Here is an 18600-nt window from a genome sequence, read left to right as displayed (position 1 = left end):
GGGCGCCGACCGAGTGACCTCACCCCTACGTGGACGGGCCCGGCACCGCGAGGTGCCGGGCCCGCTTTCTGACGGGGCTGCCGACGACTTCTGAGGATGCTGCCAGGGGCGGGGCATCGATCCCGCCTGCTTCCGGCAGGCCCTCAGTCCAGGTGCATGTCCGCCGCCTCGACCTCTTCGCGGGTGACGCCCAGCAGATACAGGACCGTGTCCAGGAAGGGGAAGTTCACCGCGGTGTGCGCGGCCTCGCGTACGACCGGCTTGGCGTTGAAGGCGATGCCGAGACCGGCCGCGTTCAGCATGTCGAGGTCGTTCGCGCCGTCCCCGATCGCCACCGTCTGGGCGAGCGGTACGCCCGCCTCGGTGGCGAACCGGCGCAGCAGCCGCGCCTTGCCCGCCCGGTCCACGATCTCACCGGTGACCTTGCCGGTCAGCTTCCCGTCGACGATCTCCAGCGTGTTGGCCTGGGCGAAGTCGAGCCCGAGCCGCTCCTTGAGATCGTCCGTCACCTGCGTGAACCCACCCGAGACGACGCCGACTTGGTAGCCGAGCCGTTTCAGCGTACGGATCAGCGTGCGCGCGCCCGGCGTCAGCCGCACCTCGCTGCGCACCTTGTCCACCACGGAGGCGTCGAGCCCCTCGAGGAGCGCCACGCGCGCGTGCAGCGACTGTTCGAAGTCGAGCTCGCCCCGCATCGCGGCCGCCGTCACCTCGGCGACCTGGTCCTCGCAGCCGGCGTGGCCCGCGAAGAGCTCGATCACCTCGTCCTGGATGAGCGTCGAGTCCACGTCCATCACGATCAGGCGCTGGGCACGGCGGTGCAGCCCGGCCGCGACGACGGCGACGTCGACGCCGAGCGCCGCGGACTCGGTCGCCAGGGCGGTCCGCAGGTCCTCGGTCTCCGTACCGGACACGGCGAACTCGACCGCCGTCACCGGGTACTTGGCCAGCCGGAAGATACGGTCGATGTTGCCGCCGGTCGCGGTGATCCGGGCGGCGATCGCGGCCGTCGACTTCGCCGTGAGCGGGTGTCCGAGCACGGTGACGAGCGACCGCCCATGGCCGCGCGGCCGGTTGTCGCCGCGGCCGGAGATGATCTCGGCCTGCAGCTTCACGGTGTCCGCCCAGCTGTGCACCGTGGCCCGCAACTCGCCTTCGACACCGCTCGGCGGCTGCGTCACGAGCGCGCACAGCACGATCCGGCCACGGGTGACGACCTGCTCGATGTCGACCACGTCGACCGAGTAGGTGGCGAGGGTGTCGAAGAGCCCGGCCGTGATGCCGGGGCGGTCCTTGCCGAAGATCTTGACAAGGAGAGTGGGAACGTCTGAGGTCTGCGAAGCACTCATGGTGTTCCCACCGTATCCGGCACCGAGTGCCTTCCGCCCCTGTGGTCCGCCTGACGGACAGCGAACGGGCAGGGCCGGGAACTGCCCCGCACCTGGCTCACCGCCTTCCCCGAGGCCTCCCAGGATGGGGTGGCGGGGGCGGTCGTTCGTCCGGTGGGGGAGGGGGCCCGTCCTGGGAGGGAGCTGGCCTCGGCCGGGGCCGCGGGGCCGAGGGCGGTGGGAGGGGGCCGGCCACGGTGGGGGTGCCGTACACGTCGGGTGGCCGCCCGTCGCCGGAGGGCCGTGCGCCTGGCGGCCGCACACCGGGGCGGCGCCGCTCGTCCCGGGACCCCCGCAGATCGTCGGGGAGCCGCAGGTACGGGTTCGTGTCGGGGTTCGCCGGTCGGTACGGGGCGGCGGGGCTGTAGGGCCCCGGCTGTTCGGAGGTCTCCGCCGACGGCTCCGCGGTCGGTGCGCCCGGGCCGTCCGTGGCACCCCATGCCTGCGGCGCCGCGCGGCGTCCGGCGGCCCCGCAGGCACGCGCGAGCAGGGCCCCGGCCGCCCCCGCACCGGCACCCCAAAGGGCGCCGAGCAGGAGCGCCATGCCCAGCTGCCCGTGGAGTTCGATGCCGGCGCCGAACGCGTCGACGCCCAGGACGGACAGTGAGGCGCTCACGGACACCTCCGTCAGCCAGCAGAGCAGCGGCAGCGTGAGCGCCGTGACGACGCCCAGCCGCAGCGCGCAGCGCCCGGCGAAGCCTGCGGCGCCTTGATCGCGTACGAAGGGCGTACGCGCCGCGGTCAGTACGCCCGCGTACAGCATCATCAGCGCTGCCGCGACCCCCAACAGCCAGACCCGGCCGTCCAGTTCGGCCAACCGCCCCAGCGTGACCGGCTGGTCGGAGGAAACACGCAGCAGTTCGTCCAGGGGGTCGGGCAGAAGCTGGGCGAGCTCGCCCGTGGCCTTGCCGTCCCATGGCACGAAGAGCCCGATCGGGATACCCAGCCACACCCCGTTGGGCGCCCCGAGCAGCGCGGCGCCCGCGATCCGTTTCGGATGGTCGTCGCCGATCGCCGCGTACGCCGCTGCCGCGAGCCCTGCCACGACGGCCACCAGCAACACCGTGACCAGCGCGGAGGCCGCCGGCCGCACCACCCGGTGCACCCCCGCCCAGCCGCGCGGCAGCGGCGTCCGGCGCGAGGCAAGCAGGGCGATCAGCAGAACGCCGAGCACCCATCCCAGGCCACCGAGCAGCGTCGGTGCGGTGTCGACCGTGAAGCCGACCTTCGCGTTCACGTCCGCGAGGTCTCCGACCCGGTCGGGCAGCAGCCCGCCGACGTCACCGAGTCGGGGTACCTCGATGCCGTCCGGCAGCCCACCGCCCGGCAGTTCGTCGAGCCCGAGCGAACCGCCGTCGATCGTGATGACATCGCGCCCCGCCCAGGCGAGCCCGCCCAGCATCGCGACGAAGAGCACCACCACCGTGCCCGCGCGCGCGAGGAGTTCGCCGGGCGGGATCACAACTCCCGCTCCGCGCAAGGAACGCAGGAAGAACCAGGAGAGCAGGAGCGCACCCACCAGGCTCACGCCCAGTGGCGTGATCTGGAGGGCGGTGTCGGCCTGCGCCCCCTCGAGGCCGAAAGCCGACACATCGCCGGACGGTGTCACCGAACCACCCGCCCCGAGCGCCACAACCGCCGCCGTCATCGACCCGAGCGAGCCCGCCGCGTCCGCTTCGAGCAGATGCAGCCCCAGCGCCGCCACGCCCGCCATGCCGATCAATGCCCAGCTCACGGCGGCGATCGAGGACAGCAGCACCTCGCCAACCGGCAGGCGCCTGCCGCCCCTTGCGGTCTCGTAGCTCATCCTCAGCCCCCCCGGATGCGCGCCGCGGCGTCTCCACCGCGGATGTCCCCCTCGCGTGGGATTACCACTCTCCGGGCCGGTTTCAACCCCGTCAACGGAAACGGACAAGACGCCCGTACTCAGGCGTCCCGAGGCCCGACTTTCGGTCAGAGGGCTCCTACTGAAATAGTTCCCCACGATGTTCGACATCCCTAGACTCCCTGTGATGGGGGTAACTCGGGGGACAACTCAGTGGGGCATGGAGTGCCGGAACTCGTACTGGAATTCAATGGACGGACCTGGACGCTCGATGCGTCCAGGCCATACACCCTCGGACGTGATCCGCAGGGGGACATCGTGCTCGACGACGCCAGGGTCTCCTGGCGTCACGCCACGATCAGCTGGGGCGGCCGCAGTTGGGTGGTCGAGGACCATGGCAGCACCAACGGCACCTTTGTGCAGGGCCAGCGGATCCATCAGGTGGAGATCGGCCCGGGCTCGGCCGTGCACCTCGGCAACGCGACCGACGGCCCGCGCCTGAGCTTCTCGGGCGCCGCCGCGGCCGCGGCACCGCAGGCACAGCCCCAGCAGCAGCCGTACGCCGCGCAGGGCGCGGGAGCGGCCGGCTGGGCCCAGCCGGCGCCGCCGCAGCAGGCCAACCCGCAGCAGGGCTGGCAGCAGCCGCAACAGGCGCAGGTTCCGCAGCAGCAGGGCGCGGCCGATTCGTACGCGCAGAAGGTGCCCGGTGGTGGCGCGGGGGCGCCGCCGGTCTACGGTGACCGCAGTCCGACCACGTTCCACCAGATGGCACTCGGCCGCGTGATGCGCATCGGCCGTGCCCTGGAGAACGAGCTGGTCGTCTCCGACCTGCAGGTCTCGCGTCACCACGCCGAGTTCCACGCGGCGCCCGACGGCCGCTACGAGATCCGTGACCTCGGCTCGCACAACGGCACGTACGTCAACGGTATGCCGATCGCCAAGGGCGGCTCCGCGCTGCTCGGCCCGACGGACATCGTCGGTGTCGGTCACTCGACGTTCCGCCTGGTCGGCGACCGCCTCGAGGAGTTCGTCGACACCGGTGAAGTCTCCTTCTCGGCCCGCCATCTGACGGTGACGGTCGACGGCGGCAAGCAGATCCTCAAGGACGTCTCCTTCGGCGTTCCGGAGAAGTCGCTCATCGCGGTCATCGGCCCGTCCGGCTCCGGCAAGTCGACGCTCCTGAAGGCGCTCACGGGCTACCGCCCCGCCAACCAGGGCGACGTCCTGTACGACAACCGGAACCTCTACAAGCAGTTCGCCGAGCTGCGCCAGCGCATCGGTCTGGTCCCGCAGGACGACATCCTGCACAAGGAGCTGACCGTCAAGAAGGCGCTCAAGTACGCCGCCAAGCTGCGCTTTCCCGCGGACACCACGGGGCAGGAGCGCGAGGCCCGGATCGATGAGGTGCTGCGCGAGCTCAAGCTGGACATCCACAAGGAGAAGAAGGTCACTTCTCTCTCCGGTGGCCAGCGCAAGCGCGTGTCCGTCGCCCTGGAGCTGCTGACCAAGCCCTCGCTGATCTTCCTGGACGAGCCGACCTCCGGTCTCGACCCGGGCATGGACCGCGATGTCATGCAGCTGCTGCGCGGCCTCGCCGACGACGGTCGTACGGTCCTCGTCGTCACGCACTCCGTGGCCGAACTGGCGATCTGCGACAAGCTCCTCGTGATGGCGCCCGGCGGTTCCGTCGCCTACTTCGGCCCGCCCGAGGAGGCGCTGAACTTCTTCGGCTACGACACATGGGCCGATGTCTTCTCCGCCTTCGAGAACTACCGCGACTACGACTGGGCGGGCCGCTGGAAGGGCTCGCAGCACTACCAGATGTACGCCGCGGACATCGACGCGGTCGCCCCGCAATCGACGCAGATGCCGCCCGTCCAGGCGATGCGTCCACCGAAGCCACAGGGCTGGGGCTCGCAGCTGATCACCCTGGTGCGCCGCTATGTGTCGGTGATCGCGTCCGACAAGGGCTTCCTGGCGCTGACGGTGATCCTGCCGGCGGTGCTCGGCGCGGTGAGCCTGCTCATCGACGCGGACAAGACCCTGCTGGTGAACCCGGCGAACCCGAAGACCGGCATCCCCGTCCCGAACGGCACGGCCACCACGGTCCTGCTCATTCTCGCGGTCGGTGCGTGCTTCGCCGGCGCCGCGAACTCCGTCCGTGAGCTGATCAAGGAACGGGTGATCTACGAACGGGAGCGGGCGACCGGCCTGTCACGTTCCGCGTACCTGATGTCCAAGGTGATCGTCCTGGGCGTGGTCACGGTGCTGCAGGGTGCCATGGTCGGCGCGATCGGCTTCTCCAGCAGGACGATCCCCGACGAGGGCTTGATCTTCGGCACCGGCAAGACCGCCGTCATGCTCGAACTCTCCATCCCGATCATGGCGCTGGGCTTCACCTCGATGATGTTCGGCCTGGTCATCTCCTCGCTGGTGAAGACCGCCGAGAAGACGATGCCGCTGCTGGTCATGTTCGCGATCATCCAAGTCGTGTTCACCGGCTGCCTGTTCATCCTGCACGGCACGGTCGGCGTCAACGAGTTCTCGTACCTGATGCCGTCGCGCTGGGCGGTCGCCGCCGCCGGTACCACGCTGGACTTCAACAAGATCAGCCCGAACACGGACGACCCGGGCAGCACGGACCCGTTGTGGGACCACGAGGCCTCGGCCTGGGGCATGGACATGGCCGCGCTGATCGTCCTCGGCGTCATCTGCGGTTTCTTCGTGGCCCGCTTCCTGCGGCGCCACGAGCCCGAGGTCATGCGGAAGTAGCGGTACAGCAAGTACCGAAGGGCGGTACCCCGTCGGGTGCCGCCCTTCGGCGTTCGTACTGAGACCCAGAGGTCCGCGCGGGTCTCAGTACGCGCTGTTGACGTTGTCCATGGAGCCGTACCGGTCGGCCGCGTAGTTGCAGGCGGCGGTGATGTTGGCGACCGGGTCGTAGATGTTCCAGGACGTGCCAGGTACGTGGTAAGTGGAGAAGGTCGGCGGGATGACCTGCAGCAGGCCCTTCGACGGCACGCCGTTGATGGCGTTGATGTCCCAGTTGTTGATGGCGTTCGGGTTGCCGGAGGACTCACGCAAGATGTTGCGCTTGATGCCGTCGTACGACCCCGGTATGCCCCGCTTCTTCATGATGTCGAGCGACTCGCGGATCCAGCCGTCGAGGTTGTTGGCGTACTTCTTCGGGACCGGCTTGACCTGGGCGCGCTGGGCGGCCCGGCTCGCGGCCTCCTTCGCCTTGCGCGCCTGCTCGGCCTTCTGCTTGGCGGCGGCCTCGGCGGCCTTCTTCTTCGCCGCCGCGGCTTCGGTGGCCTTCTTCTTGGCGGCGGCCTCGTCGGCTGCCTTCTTCTTCGCCGCGTCGATCTTGGCCTGCACGTTGGCGGCGGCCAGCTGACCGTTGATGCCGGCCTTCACGTCCTTGACCTGCTCGGAGCCGAAGGCCACCGAAGAGACGGGAGAGGCGGGGGCGGACTCGGCGCTCGCCTCGGAGCTGCCCGGTGCGAGGGAGAAGGCCAGGGCGGCGGCACCGACCGAGGCGACACCGGCCACACCGATCTTGTGCTTGTGGTTCTTGGTGAAGCTGGGGCGTATGCGGCGAAAAACGTCGATGTTCAGGGGCATGCTGAAGGACCTCTTCGAATAGCGCGGAGGCCGCTCTCGAGCCGGATGCGGACTTGGGGGGTTCCGGCACAAACGCCGCGGGAGAAACCGCAGCACCGAGCGACGGGAGCCATTCTTAGCGGCCGCAAAATCCTGTGGCAAAGGTGTGACGTACGACCCGAGGTAGTGGACGCAGGAAGGGCAAAACGGGGCAGACTGGCACGTCTTCCCCGCTCACTGGGAGCCCTCTTGTCTCCTAGCGGCCTTCGTACGTGATGTGGGTCCTATGCCCGGGCTCACATCGAGGGGGTGGAGGTCTCACGCCTAGTTGCTGGAGCAATGCATTACGTGAGAGGTCTCGGCGGGCAGGATGAGGTGCACGTCGCCGAACTCGTGCCACAGGTAGCGGCCGCGCAGAGCCTCGTCATAGCTCCGGCCGAGCACCGCCGGTCCCGCGACCGCCTCCAGCATCAGCAGATGCGACGCCTCCGGCTCGTGCAGCCCCGTCAGCAGGCCGTCGACGACCCGCACACCGCGCTCCGGGGTCACCACGAGATCGGTCCAGCCCTGACGTGCGTGCACGACGCCATCGGCACCGGTCGCCGACTCGACGGCCCGCACGGCGGTCGTCCCCACCGCGATGACCTTGCCGCCCTCCCGTCGCCCGCCACCACCCTTCCAAGGAAGCGCTGCGCGCCTTGTTTGATTTGCCTTCGCCGCATTGATCAGCCGCGCAGACGCCTCCGGCACCGCGAAGCGCTCCGGATACGGCAGCTCGTGCGCCTCGGTGGACGCGACCCCGGTGTGCAGCCTGACCGGCGCGAACTGCACCCCCCGGCTCACCAGCTCCGCCACCAGACGAGACGTGAAGGGCCGCGCGGCGCTCGGCATCTCCGCGCTGCCCGCACCGTCGGTGGACGGCAGCGCGAACACCGTCTGGTACACGGACAGCGGCTGGTCCCTCTCCGTATACGAGTAACGAATGGGCCTGCCGTGCCGCCGCAGCAGTCCCAGGACATCCGGTTCCGACACCCGCCCCCACCACAGCCGGAGGCTCCGCGTGGTGAGGGGCTCCTCCAGGACCAGTCGTACGTCCCCGGGAAGGCGCACCTCAGCACCCGCGGGCCCGCCCGCACGCGCGCGCGTGGTGCCCGTTCCGTCGGGGTCCCGCAGCTCGACGGCCCACCGTCCGTCATCGCCCAGGGTCGAGAAATGGACCACCACGCGCGCGTGCCCGATCCGGCCGTCCACGGCCGCGGCCAGCGTCGGCGACGTGTTCACGATCAGCAGGTCCCCGGCCGTCAGCAGCCCCGGCAGGTCCGCGAACGCGTGATGCGACACCTCCGTACCGCGCGAGACCAGCAGCCGCACCGCGTCGCGGTCGAGCCCGGCCCCTCGCTGCTCGGCCGGCACCCGCGCCGACAGCTCCTCCGGGACCCTCACGGCGGTCGTCATCGCCCCTCCAGCGGCGTCGGCGCTCCAGAGCGAGCGCTCATCGCGCCGCCTCCAGGAGTGCCGGTGCCGCATAGCGGCCGCTCACCGGGCGCTCGTCGAGCAGGCGCAGGAAGGCCGGCACGACGCTCGCGGGAGCCGGCCGTGGATCGTCGTCGTCCGGTACGGCCGCCGCGTACAGATCCGTGCCCATGTCGCCCGGGTCGACCGCCCAGACCCGCAGCCCGGGCTCCTCCTCGCCGAGGACCGCCGACACATGGTCGAGCGCCGCCTTCGACGCGCCGTAGCCGCCCCAGGTCTCGTACGCCTCGGCGGCCGCGTCCGAGCTGATGTCGATCACCGTGCCCGCCGCCGACTCCCGCAGCAGCGGCAGCGCCTCCTGGATGAGCCCGAGCGCCGCGACCACGTTGACCTCCAGGGCCCGCCTCAGCCCGTCCAGCGTCAGGTCCTCCAGACGGACGAGCGGTTCGGCGCCGAGCGCGCTCGCGTTGTTCACCAGCAGATCGACGCCGCCGAGCCTGCGTGCCGCCGCCACCAGCGCGGCACGGTGCGTCGCGTCCGAGACGTCCCCGTCCAGCGCCTCCACCCGAGTACCGTGCTTGCCGAGGGCAGCGGCCGTCTCCTGAAGAACCTCCGCCGTTCTGGCGTCGAGCACCAGATCCCAGCCGCGCCCCGCGAGGGCCTCGGCGAGCGCCCGCCCCAGCCCCTTCGAAGCCCCCGTGATGATCGCTACCGGCATGACATCCGTCCCCTCGTCCCTCACGTCCCTCGGGCGTGGCTGCCGCGATCGGCAGTGATCTCAACGTAGGGACACGGCTCGCCACGACGCCTCGTCCGCGGGCCGCAAAACGGTGGGGCCCTTCGTCCTAGGCCCACCGGCCCAGGCGAGGGCCGCCACAGGTCCGATACGCGCTGTCACCCCCCGCCGGTACCGTGAGGTCATGAGCCAAGGACCCCCGTCGGGCCTGGCCGCGGTGAGTTCCGCACTGCTGGCCATGAGCAGACACCTCGAGGTGCGCGACGTCCTCAAGACGATCGTCGCCTCGGCCCGCGAGCTGCTCGACGCCGAGTACGCGGCGCTCGGAGTCCCCGACGACCACGGCGGCTTCGCCCAGTTCGTCGTCGACGGCGTCAGCGACGCCCAGTGGAAGGCCATCGGCCCGCTGCCGCGCCAGCACGGCATCCTGGCCGCGATGCTGCACGAGGACCGGCCCGAGCGCCTCGCCGATGTGCGCAAGGACCCCCGCTTCGAGGGCTGGCCGAGCGCCCACCCCGACATGTCCGACTTCCTGGGCCTGCCCATCCGTGACGGCGACGAGACCATCGGCGCACTCTTCCTGGCCAACAAGAAATGCCCCAAGCCGGAAGGCACCTGCGGCTTCACCGAGGACGACGAGGAACTCCTGACGATCCTCGCCCAGCACGCCGCGATCGCCCTGACCAACGCCCGCCTGTACGAGCGCAGCCGGGAGCTCACGATCGTCGAGGAACGCTCCCGGCTCGCCCATGAGCTCCACGACGCCGTCAGCCAGAAGCTGTTCTCCCTGCGGCTCACCGCCCAGGCCGCGGCCGCCCTGGTCGACCGCGACCCGGGCCGCGCCAAGGGCGAGCTCCAGCAGGTGGCCGCACTCGCCGCGGAGGCCGCCGACGAACTGCGCGCCGCCGTCGTCGAGCTGCGCCCCGCGGCCCTCGACGAGGACGGCCTGGTGGCCACGTTGCGCACCCAGATACAGGTCCTCGACCGCGCCCACTCCGCCCGCGTGACCTTCACCGGCCGAGGCGTACGCGCACTGCCCGCGGCCCAGGAGGAGGCCCTGCTCCGCGTCGCCCAGGAGGCCCTGCACAACGCGCTGCGGCACTCCGGAGCGGCCCGCGTCGACGTCACCCTCGACAGGCGCGGCCCAGGAGCGGTCCTGCGTGTCACCGACGACGGCGGCGGCTTCGAGCCCCAGGCGATACGCCGCGCGGGACGTCACCTGGGGCTGGTGTCGATGCGTGACAGGGCGAGCGGTGTCGGCGGCCGGCTGACCGTGGAATCGGCGCCCGGGAAGGGCACCACCATCGAGATGGAGGTCCCTGGTGGCTGACACGATCAAGGTGCTGCTCGTCGACGACCACCAAGTGGTCCGTCGCGGTCTGCGCACCTTCTTGGAGATACAGGACGACATCGAGGTCGTGGGAGAGGCGTCCGACGGTGCCGAAGGCGTCGCCCGCGCCCAGGAGTTGAAGCCCGACGTCGTCCTCATGGACGTCAAGATGCCGGGCATGGACGGCGTCGAGGCGCTGCGCAAGCTGCGCGAACTCGACAACTCCGCGCGCGTGCTCATCGTCACGAGCTTCACCGAGCAGCGCACGGTGGTCCCGGCCCTGCGCGCCGGCGCCGCCGGATACGTCTACAAGGACGTGGACCCCGACGCGCTCGCGGGAGCCATCCGCTCCGTGCACGCGGGACACATCCTGCTGCAGCCCGAGGTCGCCGACGCGCTGCTGTCCCAGGAGGAGGCCAACCTCGGCCAGGGGAGGGGCGGTTCGCTCACCGAACGGGAGCGGGAGGTGCTCGGTCTGATCGCCGACGGCAGGTCCAACCGCGAGATCGCCCGCGCCCTCGTCCTCTCCGAGAAGACCGTCAAGACGCATGTCTCGAACATCCTGATGAAGCTCGACCTCGCCGACCGGACCCAGGCCGCACTGTGGGCCGTACGCCATGGTGTGACCGGCTGACCGCGGGAGCGCACTTGTACCGCGACGGCACCACGAATGGTTCCCTTCCGGGCCGAGATTCATACCGTCGTGGGAATGTCCCCCAGTTGGCGCATCCATCGCGGATGCGCGCCGTTCTCCAGTGCGTGCTGCGGCGCCTTGCCGCAGCGATCGCAAGGAGGAGCTCAGAAGTGAAGAACCTGAAGAAGGCCGCTGCCGTCACGATGGTGGCCGGTGGCCTGGTGGTCGCCGGTGCCGGTTTCGCCTCCGCCACCGACGGCGCGCACGCGAGCGGCCAGGCCGTGGGCTCGCCCGGCGTCGCCTCGGGCAACCTCATCCAGGCCCCGGTCCACGTACCGGTGAACGTGGTCGGCAACACCGTGAACGTGATCGGCGCCCTGAACCCGACGTTCGGCAACCAGGGCTTCAACGGCTGACGTACGCCCGGATCAGCGGCGACCACCGGCCTCCCAGGACGCCTTGGGGGGCCGGCCGGTCCGGTTGTCGACTCGTCGGGACATTGGCCCGAACGGGCAAAACGGGCACGGCTTCCCGTGCCGTCCAGGCATTCCGTGCGTTGCTCAGGGTACGACCCGCGGCCGGGTCGGATACGCAAACGCAGGAGGAATGCTTCTTATGAACATCGCCAAGAAGGCCGCCATGGCCCTCACTGTCGCCGGACTCGCCGCGGGTGCCTCCGCCGGTACGGCCGTCGCCGACTCGGGCGCCAACGGCGCGGCCGAGGGGTCTCCGGGGGTCCTCTCGGGCAACGTGGTCCAGGCTCCCGTCGACGTCCCCGTTGCCGTCAGCGGCAACACCGCCAACGTGGTCGGACTCCTGAACCCGNCCCCGTTGCCGTCAGCGGCAACACCGCCAACGTGGTCGGACTCCTGAACCCGGTGTCCGGCGCTTCTGTCACGAACGGCTGAGGCCTCACGGCCACCGGCCTCACCGGCCACCGGCCCCGCGGACCATTCCGGTCCGCGGGGCCTTCCCGTTGCGCAGACCGGATCTCAGCGCGCGCCCCGCTCCCGCTCCTCCACGAACGCGTTGTACGCGGCCACCTGTGCTCGCCTGGCCGTGCGTTCGACCGGGCGCAGGGCTTCGGAGCGCGCGGCCATCTCCGAGGCGCTCACGGCTCCGCCGTGGCCGTTCTCGTACGCCACCGAGATGAGCAGCCCAACGCGCTGCGCCAGCTCCAGGACCCGTACCGCACGTTGCGGATAGCCGGGAGCCAGCACCTCGCCGCCCTGTTCGGCCCGCGCCCGGTACGCGTCGATCGCCGCCTCGGCGACCGGACCCGAACCGGCCACGTCGAGCCGCGACAGCACACCGGTGGCGTCGCGCAGCGCCTCCGCGAGCTCCCGCTCGGCCTCACCGAGCGAGGGCACATCGGCGGGCGGCGCCTCACGCACCTCCAGACAGTGCCAGACGACCTCCACGTGTACGTCGCCCTCGGGACCGGCCTCGGAGACCTCCGGCACCAGACCCAGCGCGCCGCCGTGGCAGACGACGGCTTCCTCCGCGTCCAGGGCGCGAGCGTTGAACTCGGGCGGCCCGCTCAGGCCCAGCGGATGCCCCGGCGCGGGCAGCGCCACTCGCAGACCCGTCACGCCGAGTGCGCGCAACCGCCCGAGCGCGAGCGTGAGCCCGACGGGCCCCGTCTCGCCGGGCAGCCCCTCGACCCGGTGCACGGCGTCCTCGCCGACCACGGCGAGGACCGCGTCGTCCGGCGAAACAAACCCGGCCAAAAGGGCATTTCCCCATGCCGCCAGCCGTCCTGAGCGTGGTTCCGAGAGCATGCCCCCACCCTAAGGACCGGACCGATGGAATGGGTCGGCCGACCGGTGGCGTAGATTTCCCTGGGGGCTGCGTCCACAAGGCGCAGGCGACGGCCGAGACTGCATTTGGGAGACAGCGCGCTCATGAGCGATGTTCTGGAGCTGGAGGACGTATCCGTGGTCCGCGAGGGCCGGGCTCTGGTGGACCAGGTCTCCTGGTCGGTCAAGGAGGGCGAGCGCTGGGTCATCCTCGGCCCCAACGGCGCCGGAAAAACGACCCTCCTGAATGTCGCGTCCAGCTACGTCTTCCCCAGCCAGGGCACCGCCACCATCCTCGGCGACACCCTCGGCAGGGTCGACGTCTTCGACCTTCGCCCGCGCATCGGCATGGCCGGCATCGCCATGGCGGAGAAGCTTCCCAAGCGCCAGACGGTCCTGCAGACCGTACTGACCGCCGCGTACGGCATGACCGCCGGCTGGCACGAGGACTACGAGGACGTCGACGAGCAGCGCGCCCGCGCCTTCCTCGACCGCCTCGGCATGAGCGAGTACCTGGAGCGCAGGTTCGGCACGCTCTCCGAGGGCGAGCGCAAGCGCACCCTGATCGCCCGCGCCCTGATGACCGACCCGGAGCTCCTGCTCCTCGACGAGCCCGCCGCGGGCCTCGACCTCGGTGGCCGCGAGGACCTCGTACGCCGCCTCGGCCGCCTCGCCCGCGATCCGATCGCGCCCTCCATGATCATGGTCACGCACCACGTCGAGGAGATCGCGCCCGGCTTCACCCACGTCCTGATGATCCGTCAGGGCAAGGTGCTCGCCGCCGGACCGCTGGAGCTCGAACTCACCTCGCGCAACCTGTCGCTCTGCTTCGGGCTGCCGCTCGTCGTCGAACAGGTCGGCGACCGCTGGACGGCCCAAGGCCTGCCGCTGTCCTGACAGTTCACAACACCCGGAACACCTGTGCCAACTTGATCGGCGCCCTGTCGGCGACAGGACCCGCGGTCCTACCATGACCATGTGAACGACATCGACGCATGGGTGTGGTGGCTGATCGGTGCGGTCGGGCTCGGAATCCCGCTCGTCATGACCGCGATGCCGGAGTTCGGAATGCTGGCCGTCGGCGCTGTCGCGGGCGCACTGACCGCGGGACTCGGAGGCGGCGTCGTACTGCAGGTCGTGGTCTTCGTCGCCGTCTCGGTCGCACTCATCGCCGTGGTCCGTCCCATCGCGGCCCGGCACCGCTCACAGATGCCCCAACTCGCCACGGGCGTGGAGGCGTTGAAAGGCAAACAGGCCGTGGTCCTTGAGCGGGTGGACGGTTCCGGTGGCCGGATCAAGCTCGGCGGTGAGGTCTGGTCCGCGCGCGCTCTCGACACCGCACGGACCTACGAAGTAGGTCAAGAGGTGGACGTCGTGGACATCGAAGGCGCCACGGCGATCGTCCTATGAGGTCGCGCGGCGTTCAGTGGACGGAACGTCATACGCGGGGAGTTGTGGTCTGACACACTCGTCCAGCAAGATCTTCAACAGTCACAAGATCTTCCGGAACGCCGAGGCGGAGAAGGGTACGGGGAGCAACGATGGAACCGATCATCATCGTCCTGATCATTCTGGTGGTGTTGGTCTTCATCGCGCTGATCAAGACCATCCAGGTCATTCCACAGGCCAGCGCCGCCATCGTCGAGCGCTTCGGCCGCTACACGCGGACACTCAACGCGGGCCTGAACATCGTGGTCCCGTTCATCGACTCGATCCGCAACCGCATCGACCTCCGCGAACAGGTCGTGCCCTTCCCACCGCAACCCGTGATCACCCAGGACAACCTGGTCGTGAACATCGACACGGTCATCTACTACCAGGTGACCGACGCGCGCGCCGCGACGTACGAAGTCGCCAGCTACATCCAGGCCATCGAGCAACTCACCGTCACCACGCTCCGCAACATCATCGGTGGCATGGACCTGGAGCGAACCCTGACCTCCCGTGAGGAGATCAACGCGGCGCTGCGCGGCGTCCTCGACGAGGCCACCGGCAAGTGGGGCATCCGCGTCAATCGCGTCGAGCTCAAGGCGATCGAGCCGCCCACCTCCATCCAGGACTCGATGGAGAAGCAGATGCGCGCCGACCGTGACAAGCGCGCCGCGATCCTCACCGCCGAAGGTATCCGCCAGTCCCAGATCCTGACCGCCGAGGGTGAGAAGCAGTCAGCGATCCTGCGCGCCGAAGGTGAGGCCAGGGCCGCCGCGCTGCGCGCCGAGGGCGAGGCCCAGGCCATCCGGACCGTCTTCGAGTCCATCCACGCCGGTGACGCGGACCAGAAGCTGCTCGCCTACCAGTACCTCCAGATGCTCCCGAAGATCGCCGAGGGCGACGCCAACAAGCTCTGGATCGTGCCGAGTGAAATCGGCGACGCACTCAAGGGGCTGAGCGGTGCCATGGGCAACTTCGGCCCGATGGGCGGGATGGGCGGCGGCTCGGGCAGCGGAGGCGGAGGCACAGAGCGCCGCGAGAAGCCGTCCGTCACCGACTGAGCGTGCGAAAGGGCCCGCCTCCCTGATGGGGAGGCGGGCCCTTTCATGTGTCTGTACGGAGAGCGGTGCCTCCGCGACGCGGACGTACGGCCTATGCGGCCGGCTGCGCCAGCCACTCCGGCAGCGCCTCGAACTCGTCCCGGGCCAGCGCCAGCAGCATCGCGTCCGCAGGCGTCGGCTCGAACGGGTGCCGCAGCAGCGGCATCCCTGCCTGCTCCGGAGTCCGGTCCGCCTTGCGGTGATTGTCCTCCGCGCACGACGCCACCGTGTTCAGCCAGGAGTCCGCACCACCCTGCGCCCGCGGCACCACGTGGTCCACGGTCGTCGCCCGCCTCCCGCAGTACGCGCACCTGTGCCGGTCACGTATGAGAACACCGCGCCTCGACCACGGAGCTTGTCTTCGAAAGGGCACCCTCACATAGCGGCACAGCCTGATCACCCGGGGCACCGGAATGTCGACCGCGGCTCCGCGCATACGCAGTTCGGGGTGGGCCTGCTCGACGACAGCCTTGTCCTGCAGCACCAGAACGACGGCTCGGTTCATCGTCACCGTCGACAGCGGCTCGAAGCTCGCGTTCAGCACCAGCGTGTCCCGCATCCAGCCCACCTCCTCCGTGCACCGGCCCACCCCCTGGCGGGCTTGGATCAACTCTGGCCGGGCACGCCGAGATGGACAACGCAATAAAAAATGCCCGCCCCTGATCAATTCCAAGACCAGAGGCGGGCAAACGCTCAGTGAACGCTCAGAACGCTCAACTGCCCGCCGGAGCCGCGTACTCCGCGATGAGCTGAGCCCTCGCCAGCGTGTGGAAGCGCAGATTGAAGCCCACGACAGCGGGCGACGCGTCCGAGTCCGGACCGAGCTTCTCCTGATCCACCGCGTACACCGTGAAGACGTACCGGTGCGCCGGATCCCCGGGCGGCGGCGCGGCACCGCCGAACTCCTTCGTCCCGTAGTCGTTGCGGACCTGAACCGCTCCCTCCGGCAGCCCCTCGAACTTGCCGCTGCCCGCGCCCGTCGGCAGCTCGGTCACCGAGGCCGGAATGTCGAACACGGTCCAGTGCCAGAACCCGCTGCCCGTGGGCGCGTCCGGGTCGAAGCACGTCACGGCGAAGCTCTTGGTCTCCGGCGGGAAGCCCTCCCAGCGCAGCTGCGGCGAAGTGTTCCCGGCCGCATGGACCTGAGCGTCCTTCAGCACCGCGCCCGGCTCGACGTCCTCGCTCGTGACCGTGAACGACGGCACAGCGGGATGGAAGTCGTGGGGAAGCGGTGGCCTCTTGGGCTCGGTCACCTCGGCACCTCCTGATCGGTTCCTGATCGGTGGAATCTCCAGGGCCTGTCCGGCGGATCAGGCCCTGGTCCCCGAGCCTAGAACCAGTTGCGCCGGCTACCGACCTCGGACAGCCACTGGTTGAGGTACGCCGCCCAGTCGGTCCCGTGGAAGTCGTTCAGACCCACCTTGAACGACCGGTACGAGTCACTGCCCTCGCTGAACAGACCCGGCTTCTTGTCCATCTCCAGGACGACGTCCATCTCGTGCTCGTCGGCGACGAAGCTCAACTCGACCTGGTTGAGACCGCGGTACTGCTGCGGCGGGAAGAACTCGATCTCCTGGTAGAACGGCAGCTTCTGCCGCGTACCCCGGATGTGACCGCGCTCCATGTCCGCGTTCTTGAACCGGAAGCCCAGCTGGATGAAGGCGTTCAGGATCGCCTGCTGTGCCGGCAGCGGATGCACACTGATCGGGTCCAGATCACCGGAGTCCACGGCACGCGCGATCTCGAGCTCCGTCGTCACACCGATGTTCATCCCGCGCAGCGGCTGACCGTCGATGGTCGTGACCGGCGTCTCCCACGGGATCTCAAGCCCGAACGGCACTGCGTGCACGGCGTTCGCCTGCAGCTCGAAGGCACCGCCGAGCCGCGACTTCGCGAACTCGATGTCCTGCCTGACCTCCTGGCCGTCGTGCCCCTCGACCTCCACCCGGGCCTGGAGACCGACCGAAAGCCCCTCGATCTCCTGGTTCACGGACCCGCCCTGGATCCGCACCTCACCCTGGACGACGCCGCCGGGGACGACATTCACCTCGGTCAGTACCGTCTCGACCGAAGCCCCACCAGCACCCAGGCTCGCAAGCAGCCGCTTGAACCCCATGTGTTTCCTCCTCAGGCAGACGCCTGTCTTCGTGCGGATCCTTGATCCATACATACGCGAACCAGCCGTGGCCGGTTCCACACCTCACCCTGGCAAGGCGCGCGCCCTCCGGCCACCGAGCCGGCAGACATACGTCTGCACTACGCTCGTACGGCATGATCGCGGCCCCTGACCGTACGCCTCTCACCCGGGAGTTCTTCGACCGCCCTGTCCTGGAGGTCGCCCCCGACCTCCTTGGGCGCATCCTCGTGCGCACCACTCAAGAAGGACCGATCGAACTCCGCCTCACGGAGGTCGAGGCGTACGACGGACAGAACGACCCCGGCTCCCACGCCTATCGCGGGCGCACGGCCCGCAACGACGTGATGTTCGGTCCGCCCGGCCATGTGTACGTCTACTTCACCTACGGCATGTGGCACTGCATGAACCTGGTGTGCGGCCCGGAGGGCCGTGCGAGCGCGGTCCTGCTCCGCGCCGGAGAGATCACCGAAGGAGCCGAGTTCGCCCGCAAACGGCGACTCTCGGCCCAACAGGACAAGGAACTGGCCAAAGGCCCCGCACGGCTCGCGACCGCCCTGGGCGTGGACCGAGCCCTCGACGGCACGGACGCCTGCGCTCCCGAGGGCTCCCCGTTCACCATGCTCGCGGGCACACCCGTAGGACCTGACCAGGTGCGCAATGGTCCACGCACTGGTGTGTCCGGCGACGGCGGTGTTCACCCGTGGCGCTTCTGGATCGTCAACGATCCGACGGTGAGCCCCTACCGAGCCCATACGCCCCGTCGACGCCGAACTTGACGCTTCCCCGGGCGAACCGTAATGTAGCCCGAGCCGCTTGACCCGGGTACGGCGTTCAGCCTGCAGCCGGAAGCGGCCAACCCACTACCTACGACTCCCTCTCAGCGAGGGCGAATTCAGCGTGCCTGCGTGCCGCAATTCGAACTCGCGGAACTCGATTATGAGCTGCCGGGGGGAATCGGTTAACGTAGTGAATGTCGAAGGCCGCAAGGGAAACCTTGGAGCCAAAAGACAGCAGTGCCACAGGCCAATATCTCGCTGACGCGGGGAATGGCCACCGACGGAAAATCGGACGCGAAAGAGTCTGATAGAGTCGGAAACGCAAGACCGAAGGGAAGCGCCCGGAGGAAAGCCTGCGAGGGTGAGTA

At 69.6% G+C, this 18600-nt stretch carries 17 protein-coding genes and 1 pseudogene; 9 read left to right on the top strand and 9 right to left on the bottom strand.

Annotated elements, in window-relative coordinates; genetic code table 11:
* Positions 1-143: 143 nt before the first annotated feature.
* Both serB and FGD71_RS22770 read right to left on the bottom strand, forming a co-directional pair.
* Positions 144-1349: a phosphoserine phosphatase SerB gene (gene serB, locus FGD71_RS22775; RefSeq protein ID WP_119102359.1), complete on the bottom strand. Its 1206-nt coding sequence runs from the start codon at positions 1347-1349 to the stop codon at positions 144-146.
* 97 nt (positions 1350-1446) lie between these two features.
* Positions 1447-3195: a streptophobe family protein gene (locus tag FGD71_RS22770; RefSeq protein WP_119102358.1), complete on the bottom strand. Its 1749-nt coding sequence runs from the start codon at positions 3193-3195 to the stop codon at positions 1447-1449.
* A 243-nt stretch (positions 3196-3438) separates the two neighbouring features.
* On the opposite strand from FGD71_RS22770, the gene FGD71_RS22765 reads away from it, so the two are divergent.
* Positions 3439-5985 carry an ABC transporter ATP-binding protein/permease gene (locus FGD71_RS22765; RefSeq protein WP_119102357.1) on the top strand — a complete coding sequence of 849 codons (2547 nt, stop codon included), beginning with the start codon at positions 3439-3441 and terminating at the stop codon, positions 5983-5985.
* 84 nt (positions 5986-6069) lie between these two features.
* Here FGD71_RS22765 and FGD71_RS22760 read toward each other — a convergent pair whose 3' ends face one another.
* From FGD71_RS22760 to FGD71_RS22750, 3 genes are all read right to left on the bottom strand, one after another.
* Positions 6070-6837: a transglycosylase SLT domain-containing protein gene (locus FGD71_RS22760; RefSeq protein ID WP_119102356.1), complete on the bottom strand. Its 768-nt coding sequence runs from the start codon at positions 6835-6837 to the stop codon at positions 6070-6072.
* A gap of 303 nt (positions 6838-7140) precedes the next feature.
* Entirely contained in the window at positions 7141-8271 is a 1131-nt protein-coding gene (locus FGD71_RS22755; RefSeq protein WP_119102355.1) for an S-adenosylmethionine:tRNA ribosyltransferase-isomerase, read from the bottom strand.
* 37 nt (positions 8272-8308) lie between these two features.
* Positions 8309-9007: an SDR family NAD(P)-dependent oxidoreductase gene (locus FGD71_RS22750; protein WP_119102354.1), complete on the bottom strand. Its 699-nt coding sequence runs from the start codon at positions 9005-9007 to the stop codon at positions 8309-8311.
* Positions 9008-9209: 202 nt separating this feature from the next.
* Between FGD71_RS22750 and FGD71_RS22745 the strand changes: the two genes are divergently transcribed.
* From FGD71_RS22745 to FGD71_RS22730, 4 genes and pseudogenes are all read left to right on the top strand, one after another.
* On the top strand, positions 9210-10355 hold the full coding sequence (locus FGD71_RS22745; protein ID WP_119102353.1) for a GAF domain-containing sensor histidine kinase: 1146 nt from the start codon (positions 9210-9212) through the stop codon (positions 10353-10355).
* Positions 10348-10989, top strand: a complete 642-nt coding sequence (locus tag FGD71_RS22740) for a response regulator (RefSeq protein ID WP_119102352.1) — start codon at positions 10348-10350, stop codon at positions 10987-10989. Before FGD71_RS22745 ends, FGD71_RS22740 begins: the two co-directional genes overlap by 8 nt.
* 170 nt (positions 10990-11159) lie before the next feature.
* A complete protein-coding gene (locus FGD71_RS22735; protein ID WP_119102351.1) occupies positions 11160-11405 on the top strand; it encodes a chaplin in 246 nt (81 codons plus the stop codon).
* 199 nt (positions 11406-11604) lie between these two features.
* Positions 11605-11814, top strand: a pseudogene (locus tag FGD71_RS22730) (chaplin); the annotation flags it as partial.
* A 167-nt stretch (positions 11815-11981) separates the two neighbouring features.
* Here FGD71_RS22730 and FGD71_RS22720 read toward each other — a convergent pair.
* On the bottom strand, positions 11982-12770 hold the full coding sequence (locus FGD71_RS22720; protein WP_119102350.1) for a hypothetical protein: 789 nt from the start codon (positions 12768-12770) through the stop codon (positions 11982-11984).
* A 123-nt stretch (positions 12771-12893) separates the two neighbouring features.
* Between FGD71_RS22720 and FGD71_RS22715 the strand changes: the two genes are divergently transcribed.
* From FGD71_RS22715 to FGD71_RS22705, 3 genes are all read left to right on the top strand, one after another.
* Positions 12894-13685, top strand: coding sequence for an ABC transporter ATP-binding protein (locus FGD71_RS22715; protein ID WP_119102349.1), 792 nt, complete (start codon positions 12894-12896; stop codon positions 13683-13685).
* Positions 13686-13766: 81 nt separating this feature from the next.
* Positions 13767-14198 carry an NfeD family protein gene (locus FGD71_RS22710; RefSeq protein WP_119102348.1) on the top strand — a complete coding sequence of 144 codons (432 nt, stop codon included), beginning with the start codon at positions 13767-13769 and terminating at the stop codon, positions 14196-14198.
* Positions 14199-14329: 131 nt separating this feature from the next.
* The gene (locus tag FGD71_RS22705; RefSeq protein WP_119102347.1) at positions 14330-15280 is read left to right on the top strand and encodes an SPFH domain-containing protein; all 951 of its coding nucleotides are present in this window, start codon (positions 14330-14332) and stop codon (positions 15278-15280) included.
* 91 nt (positions 15281-15371) lie between these two features.
* Here the strand turns inward: FGD71_RS22705 and FGD71_RS22700 are convergent, their stop codons facing one another.
* The 3 genes from FGD71_RS22700 to FGD71_RS22690 form a co-directional block, all read right to left on the bottom strand.
* Positions 15372-15878: an HNH endonuclease gene (locus FGD71_RS22700; RefSeq protein ID WP_119102346.1), complete on the bottom strand. Its 507-nt coding sequence runs from the start codon at positions 15876-15878 to the stop codon at positions 15372-15374.
* 154 nt (positions 15879-16032) lie between these two features.
* Positions 16033-16572, bottom strand: coding sequence for a YbhB/YbcL family Raf kinase inhibitor-like protein (locus FGD71_RS22695; protein WP_119102345.1), 540 nt, complete (start codon positions 16570-16572; stop codon positions 16033-16035).
* A 77-nt stretch (positions 16573-16649) separates the two neighbouring features.
* On the bottom strand, positions 16650-17435 hold the full coding sequence (locus tag FGD71_RS22690) for a sporulation protein (RefSeq protein ID WP_119102344.1): 786 nt from the start codon (positions 17433-17435) through the stop codon (positions 16650-16652).
* Positions 17436-17590: 155 nt separating this feature from the next.
* On the opposite strand from FGD71_RS22690, the gene FGD71_RS22685 reads away from it, so the two are divergent.
* On the top strand, positions 17591-18232 hold the full coding sequence (locus FGD71_RS22685) for a DNA-3-methyladenine glycosylase (protein ID WP_119102343.1): 642 nt from the start codon (positions 17591-17593) through the stop codon (positions 18230-18232).
* Positions 18233-18600 lie beyond the last annotated feature (368 nt).

Origin of the sequence: Streptomyces sporangiiformans (assembly GCF_005768555.2) — a bacterium.
Lineage (GTDB): Bacteria > Actinomycetota > Actinomycetes > Streptomycetales > Streptomycetaceae > Streptomyces > Streptomyces sporangiiformans.
The sequence above is the reverse complement of the archived record's forward strand: the minus strand, read 5'-3'. Positions and strand labels throughout refer to the sequence as shown.

Coding starts and splice junctions, on each gene's coding strand:
- serB (WP_119102359.1), bottom strand. CDS start 1,349: ATGAGTGCTTCGCAGACCTCAGACGTTCCCACTCTCCTTGTCAAGATC.
- FGD71_RS22745 (WP_119102353.1), top strand. CDS start 9,210: ATGAGCCAAGGACCCCCGTCGGGCCTGGCCGCGGTGAGTTCCGCACTG.
- FGD71_RS22755 (WP_119102355.1), bottom strand. CDS start 8,271: ATGACGACCGCCGTGAGGGTCCCGGAGGAGCTGTCGGCGCGGGTGCCG.
- FGD71_RS22690 (WP_119102344.1), bottom strand. CDS start 17,435: ATGGGGTTCAAGCGGCTGCTTGCGAGCCTGGGTGCTGGTGGGGCTTCG.
- FGD71_RS22750 (WP_119102354.1), bottom strand. CDS start 9,007: ATGCCGGTAGCGATCATCACGGGGGCTTCGAAGGGGCTGGGGCGGGCG.
- FGD71_RS22760 (WP_119102356.1), bottom strand. CDS start 6,837: ATGCCCCTGAACATCGACGTTTTTCGCCGCATACGCCCCAGCTTCACC.
- FGD71_RS22685 (WP_119102343.1), top strand. CDS start 17,591: ATGATCGCGGCCCCTGACCGTACGCCTCTCACCCGGGAGTTCTTCGAC.
- FGD71_RS22720 (WP_119102350.1), bottom strand. CDS start 12,770: ATGCTCTCGGAACCACGCTCAGGACGGCTGGCGGCATGGGGAAATGCC.
- FGD71_RS22705 (WP_119102347.1), top strand. CDS start 14,330: ATGGAACCGATCATCATCGTCCTGATCATTCTGGTGGTGTTGGTCTTC.
- FGD71_RS22770 (WP_119102358.1), bottom strand. CDS start 3,195: ATGAGCTACGAGACCGCAAGGGGCGGCAGGCGCCTGCCGGTTGGCGAG.
- FGD71_RS22700 (WP_119102346.1), bottom strand. CDS start 15,878: ATGCGGGACACGCTGGTGCTGAACGCGAGCTTCGAGCCGCTGTCGACG.
- FGD71_RS22715 (WP_119102349.1), top strand. CDS start 12,894: ATGAGCGATGTTCTGGAGCTGGAGGACGTATCCGTGGTCCGCGAGGGC.